Raw genomic sequence first — 24,399 nt, 5'->3', positions numbered from 1 at the left:
CGTTGTAGATGCTTGGGCGCGTGTTTCTTTAGTTGGTATTGAATTACTAGCGATCGAAGCCAGAATCGTAATTGCTTCAGTAGAAACCTACCTGAAATATGCAGAAGCTGTAGGTCTAACTCAGTCCGCAGCAGTTCCTGCATAACAGGAAATAAAATCCACAATAACAGTAGGATCACTATAAATTTATAGTGATTCTATCCAGAAACAAACTTGACAACAAATCGAGGTTAAACACATGGCAGTCGAAAAAACTAACTCTTCCTCCAGCTTGGCAGAAGTTATTGATAGAATCCTAGACAAAGGTATCGTTGTAGATGCTTGGGTGCGTGTTTCTTTAGTTGGTATTGAATTACTAGCGATCGAAGCCAGAATCGTAATTGCTTCAGTAGAAACCTATCTGAAATATGCAGAAGCTGTAGGTCTAACTCAGTCCGCAGCAGTTCCTGCATAACATGATCCACAGTTAATACTAGTTGGTTTCGGGAGAAGCTTATGGTGGCTTTAATGGAAAGAATTAGGGAAGAAAATCGCTTAATGTCAGAAGATGTAAGAAATTTTCTTTCTGGAAGAAAAAATACTAGAATTGCTCAAACCCAAGAGCAAGCAGAACAACTGCATCAGTTCAAGCAGCAACTTGAGCAAGAGACTGATGCGTTCTTAGCAGCTACAGCCCAAGCGCGCATCGCTCAAGCCCAAGCGCAAGCAGAACAACTGCATCAGTTCAAGCAGCAACTTGAGCAAGAGACTGATACGTTCTTAGCAGCTACAGCCCAAGCGCGCATCGCTCAAGCCCAAGCGCAGAGAAAGTCTCTCTATCAATTTCGTCAAGATTTGTTTGCGAGTGTTATGGGTAAATATACCCGTTAGTAAGCACTCTTAAATAAACAATTGGGCTAATATAGTCGAGCCCCTTTATCTTCCGGTTGTCAAACTGGTAATACAAGGGGTTGTGACAGTTTCAGCCAAATCTCATAAATCATACTAAATACTCCCCAAAAATTCTGGTTAGGATATGGTACAGGGAGTTAAACCTGGTTTATTTCAGCCTAGTAATTGAACCAACATCAATAATGTCAATGGTTCGTTACAATTCTCAAGAAAAGTATTTCCTAATGCCTATACAGCAGAAGGGATAGTTAGTACCGCCGTTGTACCCTTAAAGGTTTTACCTTTATAAAGACGAAAACTATTACGCATTTCTAAGTTAGTAGATTTTAGTAGGTTTTCTCAAACGGTTAACTAACAAAATTTAGTACTCTGTTTTGGTGTGAAACATTAGCAAAGTAAATTGACATTGTAAATTCATTGCCAACATTTCGTTTGTCACGAACTTTGCTAGTGTTGTTTTTTACTTACACACAATCTGTTAGCCTGATGTTAGCTAAAGTCCAACACGCTAACTCGGCAAGCTGGATTTGCTGAATTTGTGGTGCAGTTATCCTGCATTGTTTTCATTGTTACCGAAACTCTGGATTAGATCAGTCGAGAGTCAGGTTTAATTCTTTTTTTGAACAAATCATTCCCCAGCCTTTTAGGCTATAAAGTGCAAACATCTTTGATATCTAATTGATTTATGACTACTACCAATACGAATCATAAAAGAGCCGTTCTTCGTGTGCGTCCAGGAAGCTTCGTAATGACACCGACTATTGAGCAGGTAGCAACTAGGGCGTTGCGTTATCTTAAATCAGGGTTCCCCGTTCACTTACGTGGACCGGCCGGAACAGGGAAAACTACTTTAGCGCTGCATATAGCCCACTGTCTTGACAGTCCAGTAATGTTACTGTTTGGGGATGACGAATTTAAAAGTTCTGATTTAATTGGTGGTGAAACAGGCTACACTCGCAAAAAACTTTTAGACAATTACATCCACAGTGTCGTTAAAGTCGAAGACGAGTTAAAACAAAATTGGGTGGATTCTAGACTAACTTTGGCTTGTCGGGAAGGTTTCACCTTGGTATATGACGAATTTAACCGCTCGCGACCAGAAGTTAATAATGTCTTACTTTCAGCCCTAGAGGAAAAAATTCTCAGCCTACCTCCCAGTAGCAACCAGCCAGAATACCTCCATGTTCATCCCAAATTTCGGGCTATTTTTACATCTAATCCTGAAGAATATTGCGGAGTTCATTCAACGCAAGATGCTTTAATGGATAGACTAGTCACTATCAATATGCCGGAACCCGATGAGATAACTCAAATTGAAATATTAATTCATAAAACCAACATGGATTGGGAATCTGCCAATTTCATAGTGCGGTTAGTAAAATCATTTCGTCTTGCTACAGGAGCCGAGAAAACCTCTGGATTGCGGTCTTGTTTCATGCTTGCTAAAGTATGTGTAGAAAATGATATTCACGTCACACCCGAAAATCTAGATTTTCGGGAGATTGCTATAGATGTTTTGTGCAACCGCAGTAGCCTATCTATGGGCGACTCTATAAATATTTTACTGGAGTTACTTAATCCATCTCCAGCAAATATAGATTTAGAGAATGTGGTTTTTGGCGATCAAGAGGTCGATCAGGAAGTTTACAATTACTAAAGTCTGCCAAATCACGCTAAGAGCAATGAATAGGATTGAAAAAACTGCCGTTAGCTTTATTTGGCATACCAACAATAATTTGTGAACACAATTAATCGTTTTTATACTACTCAAGAGTTGAGTTATTTGTGACTTCTACCCCAATATTACCAACACGTCATCAGACAAATTCAAGTCGGAGTATTAACACATCTACTCAAGGCTCTAATTTAGCCGACATTCTCGAAAGAGTTTTAGATAAAGGTGTTGTTATTGCTGGCGATATTTCCATATCCATTGCCTCCACTGAACTCATACACATTCGGATTCGCCTGTTGATATCCTCCGTTGATAAGGCTAAGGAAATTGGTATCAATTGGTGGGAAAACGACCCTTATCTGAGCAGCAAAGCTCAACGCTTAGTTGAAGAAAATCAAGAGCTTCAACATCGACTAGAGAGCTTAGAAGCGCAGATAAAATTACTTCAATCTGCCACAGTCCCAGAGCAACCCCCATTAACATCGAATACTGAAGATGATATGGATGAAAACCAGCCGGAAGTTATGGTCATACCGGAGCTAACTCCATTAGCATCGAATACTGAAAATGATATGGATGAAAACCACCCGGAAATTACTACCCCACTGGATACGCAGATTGATGGATAATGAATGAAAACATACTAGTTATACTAGTTATCCCCATCAACTGGGTAGAGAAAATTGGATTGATTAAGGAAATTTAAAACTGTAGGTTACATCAGAGAAATGGTTTGTAATCCAGATGAAAACTCAAAGGATTTACTAACCAACGCTTCTAAGCCTAAGAATGAAGCGGGTTTAGCTCCTTTATTATTGACTGTGTTGGAGTTGGTGCGTCAGCTGATGGAAGCCCAAGTAATTCGGCGCATGGAACAGGAGTTACTCTCTGAATCTGAACTAGAACAATCATCGGAAAGTTTACAAAAGTTAGAGGAACAAATTTTAAATTTGTGTCAAGTGTTTGAAATTGACCCAGCCGAACTAAATGTAAATTTAGGAGAGTTCGGTACTCTTTTACCCTCTCCTGGGTCTTATTATCCAGGGGAAACTAGTACTCAAGGTTCGGTCCTAGAATTACTAGACCGCCTTTTGAATACTGGAATTGTTGTAGATGGTGAGGTAGATATAGGTCTAGCTCAACTTAATCTAATTCACGCCAAACTACGTTTGGTTTTGACCTCAAAACCAATTTAATTAAAATTCATCAGTGATAAATTTAAGTTTAATCTAGTGCAGCTTATGAGTCTCGGTCTTTACTTGTATGGCATTTTCCCTGAGTTGATTCCTGACACTCTGGCTATTAAGGGAATCGATGAACAACCTGTTTCTAGTCAAGTAGTTGAGGGATTTACTTTTCTATACTCAGAAGCAAATAAGGAGAAATATTTGGCTTCTCGTCGAAATTTATTAACTCACGAAAGAGTTTTAGAAGAAACAATGCAAAAAGGATATAATGTGCTTCTGCCTTTGCAGTTTGGATTAGTTGTTAAAAATTGGGAATCAATCACCATGCAACTAATAGAACCATATAAAGAACAGTTGAAAGATTTATTTCAAAAATTGGCAGGACAAAGAGAGGTGAGCATTAAGATTTTTTGGGATACTAAGGCTGAACTGCAAGCGATGATGGCATCCAATCTTGATTTGAAACAAGAACGGGACAGCATGGAAGGAAAAAGTTTAAGTATGGAGGAAGTGATTCATATTGGACAATTAATTGAAAAAAATTTGATGGCTCGTAAACAAGCTGTGATTGAGGTTTTCTCTCATGAGCTAAAGCCTTTAGCTACAGAAATTTTAGAAAGTGAACCAATGACAGAAGAAATGATTTACAACGCCGCCTTTCTCATTCCTTGGGACAGCGAATCTGTATTTAGCAAACGTGTAGAAGCAATTGACAAAAGATTTGGCGATCGCCTGCGTATTCGCTACAACAATTTTACCGCTCCCTATACCTTTGCTCAACTAACTTAATTACATACGGCTATCAGGAGTTGTCACTATGTTCATGAAAGCTTTACTACTACCAATCATGGGACCCATTGATGGAGTTGTATGGATTGCGAAAAAAATTGAAGAGCGTGCTAACACAGAATTTAATGATCAGGAAAACCTGCATAAACAATTATTGACTTTGCAGCTTTCCTTTGATATCGGAGAAATAACTGAAGAAGAATATGAAGCTCAAGAAGAAGAAATCCTTTTAAGAATTCAAGCTTTGGAAGAGCAAGCCCGGTTAGAGGCGGAATCAGAGGCGCAAGAAGAGGAAGCCTTCGGGGAAGAATCGCAAGAAACCACGCAGGTTGTAGGATATGAAGCTTTAGAGGAAGTATACCAGGCCACGACAGAATACGAACAAGAGGAAAATCAAAACTTAATCTTGTTACCCTAACATAATTAAGTAATAAAAGAAACCTACACTGCTAAGAAAATTTACAGTGCAGGACAGGAAATGTCATCAGTTTAGTATTCAATCTCAAGAACATGGTAGTTCCGCGGTTCAACAGACTCAACGACGGTATTTGGGTTTATCTTACCTGTTTTTTTAGGGTTTTGACTACCTTCAGTATGTATTGAATCATGCTGCTGACGTATTCTATGAATTGTTTTTTCCGTCTCCTCTATCTGTTTATTCAGAGTGACTAAACGTTGTTTCAAGAGGGCGGTTCGTTCTTTTATTCTGTACAATTCTTGTTTAATACGTTCCTTTTCTGTCACCATTTGATATAGTTCTAGTTGAGTTGATGCCTCAGATTTATTTCGAGGCATTGTGCTTACTTTAGGTCTGATAAGGCTGCGATTACGAACGTTTCTCATACTAAATAACTCAATGGTTTTTAGCATTATAACTAACTAAGTTTTCCTTGTAAATGTTTTTTTGAAATTATTAACAAACATAAATTTTTAAAATGGATAGTCGTCTAGGTGAGGTATATGGAATTAGAAAACCTTTACAGTTATGCTTTTTTAGAAAAACCTAGTTTACCATTGATTTTACCACAAGGTGCTGCTAGTCAAGTAATGCTAATTAATGGTAATGGTCTTTCAGCTATTGTTGAGCCAGGGATATCTCTAGAGTCGTTCCAAAATAATGATCAAAAATTAATCGAAATGGCTTTATGTCATGATCGAGTTATTTGTGAAATTTTTCAGCAGATTACAGTTTTACCTTTAAGATTTGGAATCTGTTTTCATTCTCAAGAGAGCCTGCTAACTCATCTAGAAGACCACATAAATAAATATCGCACACAGCTAAAACAAATCAGTGGTAAAACTGAATTTACTTTACAATTGATTCCTCGCAACCCAGAAGAATTACCAGTTAAGGGCAAAGGGAAAGATTATTTTTTAGCTAAAAAGCAACAGTATCAAAACCAAAAAAATTTTAGTATTGCCCAGGCTACAGAAAAACAAAATTTGATTGACTTAATCAGCAAAGTAAATAAATTTCCTGTTGTTATTCAAGAAAAAGAAGAAGAAATCAAGATTCATATTTTGGTGAATCATCAAGATAAGGATTTAATTTTAGAGCAATTTTTAGCCTGGCAAAAAGCTTGTCCACGCTGGGATTTATATTGGGGAGATTGTCTTCCTCCTTACCACTTTATCTGATAAAAATTTCAACTTTCGTAATTTATTTTTGGAAACCTCTTATGAACCAGTACGATTCACTAAACTTAGTTATGTTTAGCGGCAAAGGTGGAGTGGGCAAAACTACCATGTCTTGCAGTTTTGCTCGTTATTGGGCTAGAAATTTCCCAGAAGAAAAAATTTTGTTACTTTCCACAGATCCAGCACATTCTTTAGGAGATGTATTACTTGCAGAAGTAAAAGATGAAGCTTCACAACTAGCAGATTTACCTAATTTGAGTATCAGGGCTTTAGATGCTGAAAAACTGTTGGTGGAATTTAGGGCTAAATATAGTAAATTTTTAGAACTACTAATTGAGCGTGGTAGTTTGGCAGATGGAGAAGATTTAGCACCGGTTTGGGAGTTCAATTGGCCTGGCTTAAACGAATTAATGGGATTGTTAGAAATTCAACGTTTACTTTCAGAAAAAGCCGTAGATCGTATAGTTCTTGATATGGCTCCTTCTGGGCACACATTGAATTTGTTGGGATTAAAAGATTTTTTTGATGTAATTTTAAATTCCTTGGAGTTATTCCAACAAAAACATCGTGTAATCACAGAAAGTTTTACAGGTAGCTATCAAGCCGATGAAGTTGATCAGTTCCTGGTTGATATGAAATTTCAGTTAGCAGAGGGTAGACGACTGCTACAAGATAAAACATTCACAGGTTGCTTAGTTGTGACAGTTGCTGAACCTATGTGTTTAGCAGAAACTGAGCGATTTCTAGAAGATTTAAAAACCCTCAACATTAACTATGCAGGAATTATCATCAATCGCACCATCACAGATCCAGATATAAATGCAGACCGTTATGCAGAACAGCAAAACTTAATTGATCAGTTCTTAAAAATTGCCGATAGTCAGCCTGTTTTTGTAGTACCACAACAGCCAAAAGAACCATTGGGTCCTTTGGCATTAGATGACCTAGCAGGACAAATTCAAACAACTGACACTGTAGAACTACCACCCCCGCCACAAATTCAATGGCCAACTAGAGTTTTACCGAGCTTTACTGACTTTCTAGCCCAGGGATGTCAACTGATTGTAGTGGGTGGTAAAGGAGGAGTTGGTAAAACAACAGTTGCTGCTGCTTTAGGTTGGGGTTTAGCCAGTTGTCATCCTCAGCAAAAAGTTAGGGTAATTTCTATAGACCCGGCTCATTCTTTGGGAGATGCTTTTGGACACAAATTAGGGCATAACCCTACATCATTAACAGCTAATTTAACCGGACAGGAAATTAATTCTGATGAAATATTAGATCAGTTTCGTGCTGATTATCTCTGGGAATTAGCCGATATGATTAGTGGTGAAGGAACACAAACCAATAGTACAGTAGATATTGCTTATCTTCCAGAGGCTTGGCGGCAAATTATGTCTCAAGCTTTACCAGGTATTGATGAGATTCTATCCTTGATCACTATCATGGATTTATTAGACAGTAATCAGCAGGACTTAATTATCTTAGATACTGCTCCCACTGGTCATCTGCTACAATTTCTGGCAATGCCTTCTGCTTTAGGAGATTGGTTATCTTGGATATTTAAACTATGGATAAAATATCAAAATGTTTTAGGTCGAGTTGATTTAATTGGGCGGTTGCGGGGTCTACGTCAACAAGTAGTCCAAGCCCAGAAGAAATTAAAAAACCCAAAACACACTCAGTTTGTCGGTATAATTCAGGCACAAGGCGCGATTATAGCTGAACATATACGCTTAACAGAATCCCTGAAACAAATGGGAATTGAACAACGTTATGTGGTGCAAAATCGCTATACTCAGGGAGTAGAAATTGAAACCAGCTTATTTCCAGAACAAACAATTATTCGCCTACCTGACTTACCTAGGTCTGTGGAACCCCTTACCCGTATTCAAGGAGCTGCAAATCTTTTATTTGACTTTGATTAATCAAGTTAAAATTTAAGCTGAATGTAGCTAACAAAATATATATCTTTGTCACTTCATCTTTTAGTTGATTTTTAGGGGAATGTTATGAGTGATTTATTCAAGGGATTTGAGCAATTCATCGAGCTGGTGAAAACTTTAGAAGAAAAAATTGAAAACGGAGAAGTAAAAACTGATGTACATTTTAATACCCGTTCCTTAAGTAGTATTCCCAGAACAGGGAACATTCCCCGTACCACCAATAGAAGTAGTGATGTTGGTAGTAGCAGAATTCGTACTCCAGCTTCTCCTGTTGACCCTGGTTCATCTGAACCAGATGTAAAACCTGAAGCTAATTCAGGAATGAGTCTTAAAGATGTGGGGGGATTGAGTCAAGAACTCAAAGAACTCAAAGAACTGATTGCTATTCCTTTAAAACGCCCTGACCTTTTAGCTAAACTCGGACTAGAACCCACACGGGGCGTACTGTTGGTTGGTCCTCCTGGTACTGGCAAAACACTGACAGCGCGTGCCTTAGCTGAAGAATTGGGGGTTAACTACATTGCTCTGGTGGGACCAGAGGTCATCAGTAAATATTACGGTGAAGCGGAACAAAGGCTGCGGGGCATTTTTGAAAAAGCTGTCAAAAATGCTCCTTGTATTATTTTTATTGATGAAATTGATAGTTTAGCCCCAGACCGGAGTGCAGTAGAAGGAGAAGTGGAAAAGCGTTTGGTAGCGCAATTATTAAGCCTGATGGACGGGTTCTCTCAAAACCAGGGAGTGATTTTACTCGCGGCTACTAATCGTCCCGATCATCTTGATCCGGCTCTACGTCGTCCGGGTCGGTTTGACCGAGAAATTCAATTTAGGGTTCCTGACAGTAATGGGCGTAAGGAAATTTTGCAAGTCCTGACCCGGACTATGCCCTTGGATAATACTGTTGATCTGGATTTCATTGCCGAGCGCACCGTGGGATTTGTAGGGGCTGACTTAAAAGCTGTGTGTCAAAAAGCAGCTTACATGGCTTTGCGTCGTCAAGTCCCTTCTATTGAAATGCAAATTCCAGAAAACATTGCAGTAGAACAGGCTGATTTTTTACAGGCTCTCAAAGAAGTCAAACCAGCAGTACTCCGCAGCATGGAGGTTGAAGTTCCCCATGTGGAATGGGAAGATATTGGGGGGCTGGAAACCATTAAGCAAACCTTGCGGGAATCTGTTGAAGGCGCTTTGCTATATCCAGAACTATACAAGCAAACAAAAGCCAGAGCGCCTAAAGGGATACTGTTGTGGGGTCCACCGGGTACTGGTAAAACATTATTAGCCAAGGCCGTGGCCTCCCAAGCCAGAGCTAACTTTATTGGTATTAATGGACCGGATTTACTTAGTCGTTGGGTGGGAGCTAGTGAACAGGCGGTACGGGAGTTATTTGCTAAGGCACGGCAAGCAGACCCCTGTGTAATATTTATTGATGAACTTGATACATTAGCCCCGGCAAGAGGGACTTATAGTGGTGATTCGGGAGTTAGTAACCGGGTTGTGGGGCAATTACTCACTGAGTTGGATGGTTTAGAATCGGGGTCAAATATTTTGGTAATTGGGGCTACCAATCGTCCTGATGCTATAGATCCGGCTTTGTTAAGAGCGGGACGGTTAGATTTACAATTAAAGGTGGATTTACCGAATTTAGAGAGTCGGCTCCAGATTTTGCAAGTTTACAATCAGGGAAGACCGTTGTTGAATGTGGACTTGGAACATTGGGCTAAGATGACCGAGGGCTGGAATGGTGCTGATTTAGTATTACTCTGCAATCAGGCTGCTGTGGAGGCAATTCGCCGTTTTAGGTCTCAAGGGGAAACGGATACTGCTGCTATCAAGATTACTGTTGATGATTTCCAATCTTCCTATGAAATTTTAAAGCAGCAACGTACAGTTTAACAAAACAATTCACCTGCCCTTACGGCAGGTGAATTGCCACAAGATCAGAATTAAGGGACAGCCTACTTGATAGCTAATAATTCAACGTCAAAGAGTAAAGTAGCGTTGGGTGGAATCACACCACCAGCACCACGGGAGCCATAACCTAACTCTGAGGGAATGATTAACTGACGACGACCACCTACTTTCATAGTGCTTAGTCCTTCGTCCCAACCTTTTATCACTTGTCCGACACCGATTTTAAACTCGAAGGGACTATTGCGATCGCGTGAACTATCAAACTTAGTACCATCTTCTAAAGTTCCTGTGTAGTGGACTACAACTCTTTGTCCCGGTTCAGGAGTCGCCCCTGTTCCCTCTTCTAGTTCAATATATTTTAGTCCAGATGGGGTGGTGACGACGTTGGCATCAGACATAGTATTACTCGCAATCAAGGTTTGGTTTTTAGTCACAGTGGTGGGTGCTGATGTAGTCTCGTTAAAATTACCGGTGGTAGCAGAGTTGACTTGATTGCCAACTTGTGCTATTACCAAAACTACAACACAGATCAGCATTAACCCCAGGCTGAGGAAAATTGATTTCAAAATGAGTCCTCCCTAATGAGGCAATCTAACATTTTTCAGATTACCAACAGGACACAATTTAGTTTAAATCAGAAAAGACCTGTTAACGCCAAAGTTTATTTTCTAAATCACGCACTTGACGCTCTAAACGGTCAATTCTACCCCGTAGTTCATCCACTTCAGATTGACGAGCCACTCCGAAGTCCTGCATAACATTCCGCATTTGTCGTTGCATTTGTTCTTCCCAGTTGCCCTGATCTGACCGTAATTGCTGCATAACGTCATCTATTACCGCCTTGGCTTGCTCAGGATTAAGTTTACCATCCTTAACCAACTCATCGCTGACTTGCCGCATTTTTTCTGCTACTAGAGAAGTTGTACCAATACCAAGCATCATTAATTGTTGCAACCAGTTGTTACTATCCATACTCCCTTCCTCTTGATGATTTTCCACTAGCTGACTCGGCCTCTTAAGTGTATGTAATCAAGCTATGCTGGAAAAGTGGTCATTTTAGCTTACATCTCTATTTTGGCAAATTCGTAAACATAGAGGGGGAATTAAAGACCGTGGTTGTAGAATTACTTAAGGTTCAGGTGGCTCCAGAAGAACGAGAAAATTACATCCGGAAGGATGCAGAAATTTGGACAGCAGGGCTGGCTAAATTTCCAGGATTTTTAGGAAAAGAAGTGTGGATTAATCCCAAAGACCCCACAGAAGTGATTTTTATCATTCGTTGGGCAACAAAAGAACAGTGGAAAGCCATACCTTTAGAATATTTACAGGTAATTGAAGAAAAGTTCAACCAGACTGTGGGAAAATCCTACCCCATTGTTGAATCAGCCGAATTTGAAGTATTTACACATTCTGAGTCATGAAAATGATTTGAAAGTTGTAGCATAGAAGTCTAGCATCAATTTTTGATTTTTTTATTTTTGAATATATATGTCTGCTACACCTCTTGTTTCTCAGGTTGATTCAGTCCAGTCAGAACTAATTTCTCCTCTCCTAGGCGCTTCCGTTACCGAGTTAACCCTGTGGGTACAGCAGCAGGGACAACCCGCTTATAGGGGTAAGCAACTGCACGACTGGATTTATCATCACGGTGCGCGATCGCTGGCTGATGTTTCTGTCTTTCCTAAACAATGGCGTGCTGAAGTTGCAGCAGTTCCCATTGGCCGTTCAACTATACATCATCGTGCTGTTGCACCTGATGGCACGATTAAATATCTCTTAAAACTCTCTGATGGTCAAACTATTGAAACTGTTGGTATTCCCACTGATAAACGCCTGACAGTTTGCGTTTCTACTCAGGTGGGCTGTCCCATGGCCTGTGATTTCTGCGCTACTGGTAAAGGTGGCTACACCCGCAACCTGCAAAAACATGAAATTGTGGATCAAGTGTTGACTGTGCAGGAAGATTTTCAGCAACGAGTGACCCATGTAGTGTTTATGGGTATGGGTGAACCTTTGTTGAATACTGATAATGTTTTAGCATCTTTGAAATGTTTAAATCAAGATGTTGGGATTGGACAGCGATCGCTTACTGTTTCTACAGTTGGTATTCGCGATCGCATTCGTCAATTAGCCCAACACCATCTACAAATTACTTTAGCGGTGAGTTTACACGCACCTAACCAAGCACTCAGAGAGCAACTCATCCCCAGCGCCCGCCCTTATCCTCTAGAAGATTTGTTAAATGAGTGTCGGGAATATGTGGAAATAACTAAAAGACGCATTTCTTTTGAATATATCCTTTTGGCTGGATGCAACGACTTACCAGAACACGCATTGCAACTGGCAAAATGTCTCCGGGGCTTCCAAAGTCATGTGAATTTAATTCCCTATAACCCCATCCAAGAAGTTGACTACAAGCGACCCAACCGCGACCGCATTCAAGCTTTTCTTAACGTCCTCAAGCAACAAAAAATTGCCGTTAGTGTCCGCTATTCTCGTGGTTTAGAAGCTGATGCCGCTTGTGGACAACTTCGCGCTACTCAATAGGTTTTTAATTCACCTTAGCACTCAACTGTTTCTTCAGATTAATACCTGGGGCATAAGCCTCAATTACCTTGCCAGTTAAGCTGCAATTAATCATTAAGTAGTCGCAACTTGGACATTGTGTCCGAGTTACTTGACTATCAAAAATATAATGACGCTCCGCTTCACTGCCACAATTTGGGCAGTGAATTTTTTGTATGACATTCATTTTTTAACCCCTGGTTGTAATTATTTCTTATTGGACAAAATGGCAAATTAAATCGGCAAAAAAAAATTATTTTCTTAAGGTCAACCAACAGCCCTGAGCTTGGCTAATTGATTTTTTTATTAAAATTTTAGACTTGCTGAGATTTCCATTTTTTGACCTTTGTTACATTATCTCTAATTTAACTTAAAAATATCATCTTTCTTTAGATATATAACTTAATTTTATATTTACACAATACTTATGTTTATAGTGATCCCTATGCTCAATGCCCTGAGATAACTTGATTTTATGGTTATCTGGGACATCTTTTTAAATCTGTTATTGTATTGAAAAATTAACAGATTTAAAATACTGTATCTTTGGTAACAAAACTTATGATTTTAATATTCTGTTAATATTTTGCTAGAAAACTGGCTTTAGTCTTTGTGGTTGGGATGGAAATAACTGTAAATTTCTTCAGCTAACTTAGCCCCAATACCTGGAACCTCAGCAAGTTGTGCGGGTGTAGCTTGTCGGATATAATCAACAGAGCGAAAATGCCCTAAAAGCTGCTTTTGGCGATGGTGTCCCAAGCCGGGAATTTCATCTAAACGCGATCGCTTTAATTGCTGACTACGTTGCTGACGATGAAAACTAACAGCGAATCTATGGGCTTCATCTCTTAACCTCCGCAACATCTGTACCCCTGGTTGTTCTACATCAGTGTTTAAAGGTTGAGATTCTCCTGGTAAAAAAATTTCTTCTCGCTGCTTCGCTAAACTGATAACTCGCAAATCTGCTAATAAATTCATCTCTTGCAAAACAGCAACAACAGAGGATAACTGTCCCTTACCGCCATCAATCATAATTAAATCAGGCCAATCAGGATTACCCACCCTGGGTAAGTGCGGATCTGTGCTATACTTACGAAATCGCCTGTGGATAACTTCCGCTAAACTGGCAAAGTCATCTGAGTGTCCGGCTGTAACTGTAGGATTTTGAATTTTGTAATGGCGATAGTGCTGTTTACCAGGTAAACCATCAATAAATACAACTTGGGAAGCTACAGCATTTGACCCCTGAATGTGGGAAATATCATAACCTTCCATCCGGTGGGGTAAGTCCGGTAAATCGAGAATAGCGGCTAAATCTTCCATAGCTTGATAGTTGCTATCCTCTAATTTCTGCATTCTTTGTAATTCATACTGAGCATTGCGCTCCACCATATCAATCAATTCTGCCTTAGTTTGGCGCTGGGGAGCGAAAATTGTCACTTTTCTCCCCTTACGTTGAGTCAAGACATTTGCCAATATTTCTGCATCTGGTAACTCATACTGGACCAAAATCTCCGTGGGAATTTCCACAGCCTCAGCAGTTTGATAATGTTCTTCTAAAACTCGTTGTAATATCGCTCCTGCTTCTGCTTGGGTATCGGCCATAAATGCCAAACGTCCCACTAATTTACCAGCACGAATCTGAAATAATTGTATACAAGCCCGTTGCGTGTCCCTGGCCAGTGCTAAGGCATCCCGCGAAACTGTATCATCTGGTAAAGAAACTTTTTGATCAGCCGTTAAGGATTTTAAGCCTGTAATTTGATCGCGTATCTGGGCGGCTAGTTCAAAGTTTAACCCTTCGGCTGCGGTTTGCATTTTTGTAGTCAGGATATCAATTAATTCTTGGGTTCGTCCTTGAAACACCATGGCCACTTGCTGCACAGTTTTACGGTATTCTTCTGGTGAAATCAACTGTTGACACACACCCGGACAGCGCCTCAAGTCATAATTCAAACAGGGACGGTCTTTGAAAAGTGGTTGGGGTCTTTGTCGCAATGCAAAAATGCGTTTAGATATGCGTAATATTTCTCGTAATAGACCTGTATCAGTGTAAGGTCCATAAAACTTATCTTTAGGTTTACCTATTTGGCGTTTGCGGGTGATGAAAATTCGCGGATAGTCTTCCGACCAAGTAATACAAACATAAGGATATTTTTTATCATCTTTGAGTAAAACGTTAAAATATGGCTGATGCTGCTTGATTAAGTTGGCTTCTAAGGCCAAGGCTTCCGCCTCAGTATCGGTGACAATAAATTCAATTTCTGTCACCTGCTGAACCATTGTAGTTATACGATGGCTTTTGTGATTGCTATCCCGGAAATAGGAACGAACACGCGATCGCAGTTTCCGTGATTTCCCTATATATATAATGCCATCACTAGCGTCCCGCATTAAATAAACCCCTGGTTCCGGTGGAATTTCAGCGAGACGATTTTCCAGTTTTTCTGGATATTTAATCAGTGGTAGTGTTTGGGCAGATAGAGTCACAGCTAAATTTAGGTAATTTTACAAATATACCCTTCCTTATCTTAACGTGAGTTCGATGAACCCCCCTCTGCTCAAAATGTTATTTCTACACCTGATTAGTTTCTTGTTAATTCTCAATTTTTTTTGTCAAATCAAATTCCTCTATCCAAGCACAACTATCTCGAGAACTGCATATACGTATTAATACGTATAAAACCCTATCTGGTCAGTTTTTTGAACAATTAAGATTGTGTGAATAAATAAATGAATCACACCCAAGATTTTCGGAAGAATTAGAGTATAATTCATGATTAAATTTGCCAAAAAAACACGATGAAAACTCAAATAGGTGCAATCACAATTGGTTTTACTTTGCTGCTGACAGCCCAAAAGAGCATGGCTGCACCACTCACTCTTTATGATGGTACATCCGGTGTTACACCAGACAAATACTCATCATCACCGTGGTTCAATTTTGGGAATGCAAATCCTATTCCCCCCAGCACTTTGGCCACACACTCTGCTAACAATAGTCTCACAACCTTAGATTCGACTGCCGCTAACAGTATATATGCTGGTTACAGTAACTATAATGTTACTCTTGATGTTTCAAATCCTAGCATTCTTACACCCACCACTACAGTCAACCCATCATTTCCCACGTTGGATAGGAATGCAGGTTACCAACTGACTTTTAAAGTGAAAATCAACCAACAAGAGAACGAAGGAACCAATGGTGATTTTCGTGCAGGTTTTAGTGTTCTTGCTTTGAGTAGTGACCAACAAGGGATAGAAATTGGTTTTAGGAACACCGATATTTTTTCACAGAATAATTCCTCTTTTAATTCAATTGGTGAGAAAGTAGATGGTGTTGGCAATTTGCTGACCAACTTGACTACTTATAACTTGAACGTTGCTGGTGACTCCTATACATTAACTAGCGGTAATACCATACTTTTAAACGGCTACCTACGGGATTATACCTCGGCTACCGGGTTTGGAGCAGATGTTTATAGAGCAAGTAACTTCATTTTTCTCGGAGATAACACCACTTCTGCAAAGGCTAACATTGACCTCAAAGAGGTAACTCTAAGCACCAACACTGCTACAGTACCTTTTGAGATTCCAGAAACTGTTGGTATTAGCGTATTAGCTATCACTGGTGGCTTAAGCTATTGGCGCAGAAAGAACAGGTTAAAACAGTTAAAAATTAACACTTAAAAATCTAAACCGTAATCAGTGGGTCATGGGGCTACCGTGTACACACGAATATAGTGGTTCCCTTTGATTAGTGGAATTGCTCGTAGAAGTAGGGAACAGGGAATGGGAAAAAATGAATAACAGTATACGGATTTTTGTTCAAGAATCAAATAGGAGTCCTTTAGAAGAAACTTCCTATGACTGAATCACAAAAGCTATATGGCTCCTCTAGTTTTAAATTGCGCTTTGTAGGATATCTACTATTAATAATGTCGATCCTTGACTTTATTGATATTTTGACTCCCTTTCAATTTATGAATCCTGTTTGGGAATTTCAAACTATAGGCGCATTAGTACAACACTCTCCTCTGCTGTTAATAGCATTAGTATTTATTTTTGTAGGAGGAAAAAATTACCGTCATAAATTTGAAGGTTATTTGTTGCAGTTTTTATCTTGGGGATCTCTCTTAGCTGGAATTTTATTAATCTTACTCATACCTTTAGGTATTACTAATACTTGGCGGATTAACCATCAGAATAATGTGCTGATAACTGATCAGGGATATCAACAACTTGCTCAAGTGCAACAAGTTAAAGAAGTACTAACTCAGGCAAAGTCTAACCAAGACATAAATCAGATTTTCAAAAATTTAAACCCTAATGGGAATATTCCAGAATTTAAAAATGCCCAAGAGGTCAGAAGTCAACTATTATCTCAAATTCAACAGATAGAAACTAATGTCAATAATCAAACTAGAGCAGCACAAGATAATAACCGCAAAAAACTGATTAAAAGTTCTGTAAAATGGAATTTGGGCGCTTTAGTATGTGCTAGTGGCTTTATTTGGATTTGGTATTCTGCACGCTGGCCCCGTTTAGTTAAACGAACATAGCAACTAACTAATAAACTGAGCAATTCTTTCCACAGCAGTTAATAACAAAGGTGGTTCATGTACTAAAGCAAAGCGGACATATCCTTCTCCGCATTTACCAAATCCCGCCCCTGGAGAAGCTGCTACACCAGTTTGTTTAACTAACTCAGTACAAAATCCCACAGAATCTTGATACCAGGGTGCTGGTAACTTAGCCCAAACATACATTGTGGCTTGGGGGATGGGAACTTGCCAACCGATTTGATGTAAAGCAGTAATAAACGCATCACGGCGTTTACGGAAAGTATTGACAACCTCTGTAACCCCCACTTGAGGTCCGGTGAGAGCCGCCATGGCACCGTTCAAGATGCCCCGATACTGATTAAAATCAACAGCTGCTTTAACTTGGCGTAAAGCTTTAATTAACTGGGCATTACCGATGGCGTAGCCTATACGGAAGCCCCCCATATTGTAGGACTTAGAAAGGGTAAAAAATTCAATAGAGATATTCTTGCCGGGGTCGGCTTGCAGCACCGAAGGTGCTTCGCTAGTTTCGGTAAATACCAAATCTCCATAGGGGAAATCGTGAACTAGGACAATATCATGTTGCTGACAGAAAGCTACTGCAGTTTGGAAAAAAGATAAAGGAGCCATGGCCGCAGTGGGGTTATGAGGATAGCTCAACACCATCAGCCGCGATTGAGCCAAAACATCCCCAGGAATATCAGCAAATACTGGTAAAAAATTGTTGTCTGCCCGTAGTGGCATAGGATAAATTTGACCACTAGCCAAATAGACTCCCCCAGCGTGGGAGGGATAACCCGGATCTTGTAACAAAGCAAAATCTCCTGGGTTGAGCAGTGCTAGAGGTAAATGGGCAGTACCTTCCTGGGAACCAATCAGGGGCAGTACCTCAGTTTCCGGGTTAACCGTGATCCCAAATTTTTTTTCATACCAATCGGCTGCTGCTTGGCGAAATGCCTGAGTACCATGGAATAATAAGTAGCCGTGGGTACTGGGGTCATGGAGAGATTCGGCAATAGCCCTGATGACGTGGGGACGGGCTGGTAAATCAGAAGACCCTAAAGACAAATCAATTAACTGCTTACCTGCTGATAAAGCCATAGCCTTGGCTCTGTCCATATCAGCAAATACATTAGATTGCAGGGGTTGTAAACGTTTAGCAAACTGCATATTAGTTATGAGGTATTGACATACTCACCGACATTCTAGGTCGGTGATTCTTAACGGTTTACCGCAACTTCTTACCAACCCGTTTAAAGTCGCGCTGATGCCCCATGCCGACTATTTGTATTTTATGTTGGTATATCAAAAATGGCAAGCTATAGGAACCAAAAAAAAGCCGTCCTAGAAGGACGGGGCTTGTACCTCATTCTTTTGGTCACTACCGCAGGTGGACTAATTACTACTCTAAGTGGGTAGCTAAAAACTCAAGTAATTTATCCTTGCCAATAACTCCCTCAATAGATGCTAAAAGCTCCCTTCCCCGAACTAATATCAAAGCTGGTACTCCTTCTACTTCGTACTGTTCCACTGTTTCGGGATTGGGATCTACTTCCATTTTGACAACTTTCAGGCGATCGCCGTACGTGTTGGACACCAGCTGAATGAGTGGGGTCATCAATCGACAAGGACCACACCAGGAAGCCCAAAAGTAAACCAGCACAGGCTGCTCGGCCTTCAATACTTCGGTTTCAAACTCACTATCAGTTATGCTGATTACACCCTTACTCATGACAGTCTCCTCATGGTGGCATTCATCAAAGTTCACACACAATACTGTATATTAAAAGTGCTGAACATTGTTAGTTTAGAGCATCAAAAGCTATGAGGTAGTCTGGGCATCTGACCCGCTATGATTGTGCAAATAGTAATGCAAAATCCCACAACCTACAGCTGTGGGACTCGCTGAGTGAAAAGACAAGACCTGCCGGCTATGGCATCATCACATTCAATTACATTTGATCCAACTGCCTTTTTAGCGCTTCCAATTCCGAGTCAACCACTTGATTAGGTTTAGAAGCAGTGCTTTCTTTTGGCGGTGGTAGTTGGGCTTGGGGTTCCGGACTAGGCTCGAGCATTTGTGCCTTCAACGCTGCCAATTCATCATCAACATCGCTACTTTCCAGACGGGCAAACTGAGTTTCTAAATCTGCCCCTGCTAACTCTGCTCCGGCTTGAGCGCGAGCTTCTTGCATCAGTACTTTTTCTTCCATCCGCTCAAATGCTGCCATAGCACTGCTGCTATTCATCCCGCGCACCATACCTTCTAGTTGCTCTTGGGCTTTAGCAGAAGTAATCCGAGCTTTGAGCATTTCTTTTTTGGTCTTAGCTTCGGAAATTTTGCTTTCTAGCTGGACTAAGTTCCGCTTCAGGGTTTCTACTTGAGCAGTTTGCTGATCTAGGCTAGTTTTCAGCGCCAGAGCCGTATCGTTATGGGTTTTTTTGCGTTCTAGGGCTTGTCGCGCCAGGTTTTCATCGCCCTTTTGTAGAGCTAATTGGGCATTGCGTTGCCACTTGTTGACTTCATTTTGATTATCATTGTACTGTTTCTCAGTTCGTTTTTGGGCAGCGATGGCCTGAGCTACTCCCTGACGCAACTTTACCAAGTCTTCCTGCATTTCCAGGATGGCTTGTTCTAGTATTTTTTCTGGATCTTCAGCTTTATTCACCAAATCGTTGAGGTTAGCACTGACTACTCGTTTAATCCGATCAAATAATCCCATAATTTTGTTTTCCTTGTAGACTTTATGCGCTTGGTGGTACGGTTCGCTTTTTTACTATTTAATATAGCAATCCTACCCCAATGGTGAGAAAATACGTAGATAAAAATCCTGGTTTTATAAGCATTTGACGCTGCTTGAACTCTCACGTATCATTTAGGATTACTATAGCTTCCTGTAATCATTCCGGTTTGGTTCAGTACCTCCCGACACCCGCTATTTTTTAAGATATATTCTAACTTTGATAATTGCCCACTGTTTAAGATTCTTGATTTTTAGGTAACTTTTGTGGCGGTGCATTTTCAATGGGATGGAAAACCTGTTGTTTCATGGCTGCTAGTTCGGTGTCGATATCACCAGCAGATTCTAGGGAATCAAATTGTTTTTGTAAATCGTCTGTACCCAATTGAGCAATGGCTTCTGATTCTGCTTCTAGTTGCAAAACTTTATCTTCCATCCGCTCAAAGGCATACAGGCTACTGGAGGGGGAACTACTATCCAACATATCCTGAAGTCGGACAGAAGCTTCAGCTGAACGGGCGCGAGCTATGTACATATCTTTTTTAGTTTTCGCTTCGCCAATTTTTAATTCTAGCGATCGCATATCCTTCTTCAGTCTAGCCACCACATTATTTTGCTCCTGGATTTGACTATATAGAGATGTAGCAGTTTTTTGATATGCTTTGCGTTTAGTTAAAGCTTCCCGTGCTAAAACTTCATTTCCCTGTTGTAATGCCAACTGAGCGCGGCGATACCATTCTTCTGAAGTAGATTTCGCTGCTGCTGCTTGTCTTTCAGTGCGTTTTTGAGTAGCGATGGCTTGTGCTACCCCTTGTCGCAATTGCACCAAGTTGTCCTGCATTTCGTTCACTGCTTGTTGCAGGATTTGTTCTGGATCTTCGGCATTGCCTAAGATACTGTTAACGTTAGCGCGAATTATCCCCTGGATACGCTTAATCAGTTCCATATCGGCTCTCCATTCATTTTTTGTTCACAGCGCTTCCCGCCAGACCAGGGACGAAGGAGTGAAAAAAATCAAAACCCCCTCATTGACTGGATGTTTTTTTTCATCCTATCCTAAATTTTTACAATTCATTGTTGCTGAATCCTGGCTTTGAGTCCTTGAGACTGTAGCTGTTTCACCCTTTCTCGTGCTGCTTCAGGGGTTTTTAATGCACCCAGATATATCAAAGTTTGTCCGGGTGATAAATAAGCATCGGGAACTACTTGTTGTGCTGTAGACAGAGCGCCATCGCCTTGATTATCCATGACTATATGATAAAACCCATCTGTTGCTGGTTTTAATTCTGCGTTAGCCTGGGGTGGGGTTGTTGTTTTCTCTGGTAAAGGTTTTGCTGTTGCTGTTGTGGAACTGGAAGCCGTATTTACCGCTGGTACAGGCTGTGACTGTGGTAAGGATGGTTTTATTACCTCTGGGGGAGTTACAGATGGTTGAGTCATGATTGGTCTGGGTGTTGGTTTAACCTTGGGTTGTAAACCAACTATGTCGGTGGGGTTTCTGACTTGGGGAAATTCTTTCGCTGCTAAATTGGGATACTTGGTTATAAATATTTCTTTTGTTTCCGACTGAGGTTGAGCATTATTATCTACTTCTTTGGTGTTTTCCTCTGTGTTGGCGGATGAATCCCCAGGCAAGAACCTACTTAAATAAGAATTAGGATTGAACACCAAGTAACCCAGGGTGACACTGGCTACTAATAGCAGTAAAATGGATCCGATACCCAAAGGCGATAGCAAACTATCCTGAGAATGACTTGGCTTTTTTGGGGACTGTTGTTCATCTGTTAAAGTTCGCAGCAGTGCCTCACTTGATTCCAAGTATTCATTTGGTTGTGAGGCATGATCATTCTCAGCATTAACCACCGCAGGCACAATGCTACTGGCTGAATTAGTTGATGGTGAGTTAAAGTCATCAACTTCAGTGTTAGTTGCGGTTGGGTTCTCTTCCGGAGTCTCATTCAACAGCCATGCAGGCTGAGAGGGTGTATTTTTGTTGAGTAATGGAGGTGCAACTTTGTCCATGGCTGGGTTATCTGGTAAATCTGGGGGTTGTTGTGGTATCTTAAATCCAATTTTTGTGCGTCGGTATCGAGCTAATTCTTGATCTATGGGTACTTCTAAACTGGCCAGGGCTGCGGCTAATGCTGGCTTTATCCCAGATGTTTTCAATGATTTAGTGCCGGAATTTATCAGGGGATTTTGATTCATGATCTGCCTCACATCAAGACTACTGTATTAACTTAAAATCAATTAAGCGCAATCAATCAGGAAAATTGTTTCAAACATACACAGACAACAAAAGTCTATCTAAAGATGTCGTTGAAATCACTTAATCATATTTTAGGCGTTGTCAAGCACCAAGCTCAATGGCAAAAACACCCATTTCAGCGCTTACTGGAATTATGGCCAAATATTGTCGGCAAAGTGGCCGCTAACCATACGCGACCATTATCAATTCAGCGTGATGTTTTGCTGGTGGCAACTTCTAGTGCTGCTTGGGCGCAGAACATGACATTTGGACGGACAACTCTGCTGTTAAAGTTAAATCAAAATTTGTCTTCTCCTTTGGTAGATATTCGTTTTTCTGCCAAAGATTGGCAGCCCCTTCCAGATTACTTACAGCAAAAAACTTTTACCCCCCAGGAACATCCGAGTTACTTGGCTGATCTTGGTGGTTGTCTTGATCAGGTTACACCCACTATTGAGAACCCCAATACTGCTTTTGCAGCTTGGGCTAAAAAAGTGCAAGAGCGATCACATGGCTTACCTCTTTGTTCTCAGTGCCAATCTCCCACCCCGCCTGGTGAACTTCAGCGTTGGCAGGTGTGTTGTGTTTGTGCGGCCAAACAGTTTAATTCTTCAAAGACATATAACTAAAGGAGTAAATGGGGCTAGTGATGGTGAATAATCTAGGGCAACTGACTACACATACCATACCAGAGTTGTCAATTGTGAATTTGATTTAAATCCAAACTGATAAGTTTATCCTTGATCCCCAGCTAGTTTTAGTTAAAAATTTCTGTGTATGTACTATTGTGATTATTTACATATATAACAAGAATCTAAAAAGATTGTAAAGTTTATTTTTTTGTGGGGATCGCTGAAACACAGGTAAAATAATGACTTTTTGGTAAAATTACCTCTTTATATATAGGAGGAAAATACAAGAATGCAAATCAGCCATAAACTGCATTCAAGATGAACCCAAATGAAAGCCATTAAATCCCCAACATCTGCCTGTCGCTATTGTCGTCATTACCAGCCAGAGGGTCGCCGAGGCGGAATGTGTCAGCAGTTAGGAGCAAGAGTACAAGCTGGTTGGAAAGCTTGTTCTTTGGCGCTTCCACCTTTTGCACCTTCTTGGGAAACTTTGGAAGATGCTTGGGGTTTACCAGATGCAACCAGAGTTTTACACTCTTCAGAATCTTTGCCCACAGATGGAAACAATAGTATTGTGGCCTCTGTAGAGGAAATAGTTAACTGCACCTCGCCAGAAGCTAAAACTAAGGTGATGCAAATTTAGTTGACCACCACTGGAGTCAATTTGTATAAAATAAGATCAATATTTAATATTTGTAGTGCTTTGAATTTTCACAGCTTGAAAAATCGCACCTCGTGATGGGGTGCGATTTTAACATTTTAAGGTAGCCAGGGAAAGCTGCGAAAATTGGGGGGGCGTTTTTCTAAAAAGGCTTGTTTTCCCTCAGTACCCTCTTCTGTCATGTAATAAAGTAAGGTGGCGTTCCCAGCTAGTTCTTGTAAACCAGCTTGTCCATCACAATCAGCGTTGAATGCTGCTTTCAGACAGCGAATGGCAATGGGGCTTTTTTCTAAAATTTCCTGCGCCCATTGCATACCCTCAGCTTCTAGCTGTTCCACTGGGACAATACAATTTATTAAACCCATGTCTAATGCTTGTTGTGCATTATATTGACGGCACAGAAACCAAATTTCTCGGGCTTTTTTCTGCCCTACGATGCGGGCGAGATAACTTGCGCCAAATCCACCATCAAAACTGCCCACTTTCGGACCTGTTTGTCCAAAAATAGCATTATCGGCGGCAATAGTCAGGTCACAAATTAAATGTAGGACGTGTCCACCACCGATAGCATACCCAGCTACTAAAGCAATTACTACTTTGGGTATGGAACGAATCAGCCGTTGCAGGTCTAACACGTTTAAGCGGGGCACACCTGCATGATCAAGATAACCAGCTTGTCCCCGTACACTTTGATCTCCACCAGAACAAAAGGCGTATTTACCATCAGTGTGTGGTCCCGCACCAGTAAATAAAACTACGCCAATATTAGTATCTTCACGAGCATCACAGAAGGCATCGTACAATTCAAACACAGTTTGAGGACGAAAGGCATTGCGTTTATGGGGACGGTTAATAGTGATTTTGGCAATACCATCGGTTTTATGATAGAGGATATCTTCATAGTTTTTGCCAATTTGCCAGGTGATTTGTGTCATAAGTTTATGGGCTGT

At 40.6% G+C, this 24,399-nt stretch carries 28 protein-coding genes; 17 read left to right on the top strand and 11 right to left on the bottom strand.

Annotated elements, in window-relative coordinates; genetic code table 11:
* From gvpJ to NWP17_RS17135, 8 genes are all read left to right on the top strand, one after another.
* Positions 1 to 145 (top strand): gas vesicle protein GvpJ (gvpJ, locus tag NWP17_RS17170; RefSeq protein WP_280656091.1); only part of this gene is annotated, 145 nt, incomplete at its 5' end.
* Positions 146 to 238: 93 nt separating this feature from the next.
* On the top strand, positions 239 to 454 hold the full coding sequence (gene gvpA, locus NWP17_RS17165) for a gas vesicle structural protein GvpA (RefSeq protein WP_045871251.1): 216 nt from the start codon (positions 239 to 241) through the stop codon (positions 452 to 454).
* Between the two features lie 41 nt (positions 455 to 495).
* On the top strand, positions 496 to 870 hold the full coding sequence (gene gvpC / locus NWP17_RS17160; RefSeq protein WP_280656087.1) for a gas vesicle protein GvpC: 375 nt from the start codon (positions 496 to 498) through the stop codon (positions 868 to 870).
* 769 nt (positions 871 to 1,639) lie between these two features.
* Complete coding sequence (gvpN, locus tag NWP17_RS17155) at positions 1,640 to 2,548, top strand: gas vesicle protein GvpN (protein WP_280656086.1); 909 nt, start codon at positions 1,640 to 1,642, stop codon at positions 2,546 to 2,548.
* 128 nt (positions 2,549 to 2,676) lie between these two features.
* Positions 2,677 to 3,195, top strand: coding sequence for a gas vesicle protein (locus NWP17_RS17150; protein ID WP_280656085.1), 519 nt, complete (start codon positions 2,677 to 2,679; stop codon positions 3,193 to 3,195).
* Between the two features lie 99 nt (positions 3,196 to 3,294).
* Positions 3,295 to 3,762, top strand: coding sequence for a gas vesicle protein K (locus NWP17_RS17145; protein ID WP_280656084.1), 468 nt, complete (start codon positions 3,295 to 3,297; stop codon positions 3,760 to 3,762).
* 45 nt (positions 3,763 to 3,807) lie between these two features.
* Entirely contained in the window at positions 3,808 to 4,542 is a 735-nt protein-coding gene (gene gvpF, locus NWP17_RS17140; RefSeq protein WP_280656083.1) for a gas vesicle protein GvpF, read from the top strand.
* Between the two features lie 28 nt (positions 4,543 to 4,570).
* The gene (locus NWP17_RS17135) at positions 4,571 to 4,960 is read left to right on the top strand and encodes a gas vesicle protein GvpG (protein ID WP_280656082.1); all 390 of its coding nucleotides are present in this window, start codon (positions 4,571 to 4,573) and stop codon (positions 4,958 to 4,960) included.
* A gap of 71 nt (positions 4,961 to 5,031) precedes the next feature.
* Here NWP17_RS17135 and NWP17_RS17130 read toward each other — a convergent pair whose 3' ends face one another.
* On the bottom strand, positions 5,032 to 5,385 hold the full coding sequence (locus NWP17_RS17130) for a hypothetical protein (RefSeq protein ID WP_280656081.1): 354 nt from the start codon (positions 5,383 to 5,385) through the stop codon (positions 5,032 to 5,034).
* Between the two features lie 117 nt (positions 5,386 to 5,502).
* Between NWP17_RS17130 and NWP17_RS17125 the strand changes: the two genes are divergently transcribed.
* From NWP17_RS17125 to NWP17_RS17115, 3 genes are all read left to right on the top strand, one after another.
* Positions 5,503 to 6,180 carry a GvpL/GvpF family gas vesicle protein gene (locus NWP17_RS17125; protein ID WP_280656080.1) on the top strand — a complete coding sequence of 226 codons (678 nt, stop codon included), beginning with the start codon at positions 5,503 to 5,505 and terminating at the stop codon, positions 6,178 to 6,180.
* A gap of 41 nt (positions 6,181 to 6,221) precedes the next feature.
* Entirely contained in the window at positions 6,222 to 8,105 is a 1,884-nt protein-coding gene (locus NWP17_RS17120) for an ArsA family ATPase (RefSeq protein WP_280656079.1), read from the top strand.
* 84 nt (positions 8,106 to 8,189) lie between these two features.
* Positions 8,190 to 10,019, top strand: coding sequence for an AAA family ATPase (locus NWP17_RS17115; protein WP_280656078.1), 1,830 nt, complete (start codon positions 8,190 to 8,192; stop codon positions 10,017 to 10,019).
* A gap of 62 nt (positions 10,020 to 10,081) precedes the next feature.
* On the opposite strand, the gene NWP17_RS17110 is transcribed toward NWP17_RS17115, so the two are convergent.
* Together NWP17_RS17110 and NWP17_RS17105 are read right to left on the bottom strand one after the other, a co-directional pair.
* On the bottom strand, positions 10,082 to 10,603 hold the full coding sequence (locus NWP17_RS17110) for an FKBP-type peptidyl-prolyl cis-trans isomerase (protein WP_280656077.1): 522 nt from the start codon (positions 10,601 to 10,603) through the stop codon (positions 10,082 to 10,084).
* Positions 10,604 to 10,685: 82 nt separating this feature from the next.
* Positions 10,686 to 11,009, bottom strand: coding sequence for a phasin family protein (locus tag NWP17_RS17105; protein ID WP_280656076.1), 324 nt, complete (start codon positions 11,007 to 11,009; stop codon positions 10,686 to 10,688).
* 140 nt (positions 11,010 to 11,149) lie between these two features.
* Between NWP17_RS17105 and NWP17_RS17100 the strand changes: the two genes are divergently transcribed.
* Together NWP17_RS17100 and rlmN are read left to right on the top strand one after the other, a co-directional pair.
* Positions 11,150 to 11,458: a TIGR03792 family protein gene (locus tag NWP17_RS17100; RefSeq protein ID WP_280656075.1), complete on the top strand. Its 309-nt coding sequence runs from the start codon at positions 11,150 to 11,152 to the stop codon at positions 11,456 to 11,458.
* Between the two features lie 67 nt (positions 11,459 to 11,525).
* The gene (rlmN, locus tag NWP17_RS17095; protein WP_280656074.1) at positions 11,526 to 12,584 is read left to right on the top strand and encodes a dual-specificity RNA methyltransferase RlmN; all 1,059 of its coding nucleotides are present in this window, start codon (positions 11,526 to 11,528) and stop codon (positions 12,582 to 12,584) included.
* A 4-nt stretch (positions 12,585 to 12,588) separates the two neighbouring features.
* Here rlmN and NWP17_RS17090 read toward each other — a convergent pair whose 3' ends face one another.
* Both NWP17_RS17090 and uvrC read right to left on the bottom strand, forming a co-directional pair.
* Entirely contained in the window at positions 12,589 to 12,789 is a 201-nt protein-coding gene (locus tag NWP17_RS17090) for a replication restart DNA helicase PriA (protein WP_280656073.1), read from the bottom strand.
* 416 nt (positions 12,790 to 13,205) lie between these two features.
* Positions 13,206 to 15,092, bottom strand: a complete 1,887-nt coding sequence (uvrC, locus tag NWP17_RS17085) for an excinuclease ABC subunit UvrC (RefSeq protein WP_280656072.1) — start codon at positions 15,090 to 15,092, stop codon at positions 13,206 to 13,208.
* Between the two features lie 312 nt (positions 15,093 to 15,404).
* On the opposite strand from uvrC, the gene NWP17_RS17080 reads away from it, so the two are divergent.
* A complete protein-coding gene (locus NWP17_RS17080) occupies positions 15,405 to 16,292 on the top strand; it encodes a choice-of-anchor Y domain-containing protein (RefSeq protein ID WP_280656071.1) in 888 nt (295 codons plus the stop codon).
* Positions 16,293 to 16,468: 176 nt separating this feature from the next.
* Entirely contained in the window at positions 16,469 to 17,164 is a 696-nt protein-coding gene (gene hpsJ-A / locus NWP17_RS17075) for an HpsJ-like protein, cyanoexosortase A-associated (protein WP_280656070.1), read from the top strand.
* Between the two features lie 3 nt (positions 17,165 to 17,167).
* Here hpsJ-A and NWP17_RS17070 read toward each other — a convergent pair whose 3' ends face one another.
* From NWP17_RS17070 to NWP17_RS17050, 5 genes are all read right to left on the bottom strand, one after another.
* Positions 17,168 to 18,337 carry an LL-diaminopimelate aminotransferase gene (locus tag NWP17_RS17070; RefSeq protein ID WP_280656069.1) on the bottom strand — a complete coding sequence of 390 codons (1,170 nt, stop codon included), beginning with the start codon at positions 18,335 to 18,337 and terminating at the stop codon, positions 17,168 to 17,170.
* Between the two features lie 232 nt (positions 18,338 to 18,569).
* Positions 18,570 to 18,899 carry a thioredoxin family protein gene (locus tag NWP17_RS17065; RefSeq protein WP_280656068.1) on the bottom strand — a complete coding sequence of 110 codons (330 nt, stop codon included), beginning with the start codon at positions 18,897 to 18,899 and terminating at the stop codon, positions 18,570 to 18,572.
* A gap of 220 nt (positions 18,900 to 19,119) precedes the next feature.
* Positions 19,120 to 19,890, bottom strand: coding sequence for a PspA/IM30 family protein (locus NWP17_RS17060; protein ID WP_280656067.1), 771 nt, complete (start codon positions 19,888 to 19,890; stop codon positions 19,120 to 19,122).
* A 256-nt stretch (positions 19,891 to 20,146) separates the two neighbouring features.
* Positions 20,147 to 20,854, bottom strand: a complete 708-nt coding sequence (locus NWP17_RS17055) for a PspA/IM30 family protein (protein ID WP_280656066.1) — start codon at positions 20,852 to 20,854, stop codon at positions 20,147 to 20,149.
* Positions 20,855 to 20,979: 125 nt separating this feature from the next.
* Positions 20,980 to 22,116 (bottom strand): hypothetical protein, encoded by a 1,137-nt coding sequence (locus tag NWP17_RS17050; protein ID WP_280656065.1) that lies wholly within the window; start codon positions 22,114 to 22,116, stop codon positions 20,980 to 20,982.
* A 105-nt stretch (positions 22,117 to 22,221) separates the two neighbouring features.
* Between NWP17_RS17050 and NWP17_RS17045 the strand changes: the two genes are divergently transcribed.
* Positions 22,222 to 22,785, top strand: coding sequence for a DciA family protein (locus NWP17_RS17045; protein WP_280656064.1), 564 nt, complete (start codon positions 22,222 to 22,224; stop codon positions 22,783 to 22,785).
* Positions 22,786 to 23,116: 331 nt separating this feature from the next.
* A complete protein-coding gene (locus tag NWP17_RS17040; protein WP_280656063.1) occupies positions 23,117 to 23,431 on the top strand; it encodes a hypothetical protein in 315 nt (104 codons plus the stop codon).
* Positions 23,432 to 23,547: 116 nt separating this feature from the next.
* Here the strand turns inward: NWP17_RS17040 and menB are convergent, their stop codons facing one another.
* Complete coding sequence (gene menB, locus NWP17_RS17035) at positions 23,548 to 24,384, bottom strand: 1,4-dihydroxy-2-naphthoyl-CoA synthase (RefSeq protein ID WP_280656062.1); 837 nt, start codon at positions 24,382 to 24,384, stop codon at positions 23,548 to 23,550.
* Between the last annotated feature and the right edge of the window lie 15 nt (positions 24,385 to 24,399).

The organism is Chrysosporum bergii ANA360D (genome assembly GCF_029891735.1).
In the GTDB taxonomy this organism is placed as follows: Bacteria; Cyanobacteriota; Cyanobacteriia; order Cyanobacteriales; family Nostocaceae; genus Umezakia; species Umezakia bergii.
Note: the sequence above shows the minus strand (reverse complement) of the source record. Positions and strands in the feature narration are given on the sequence as shown.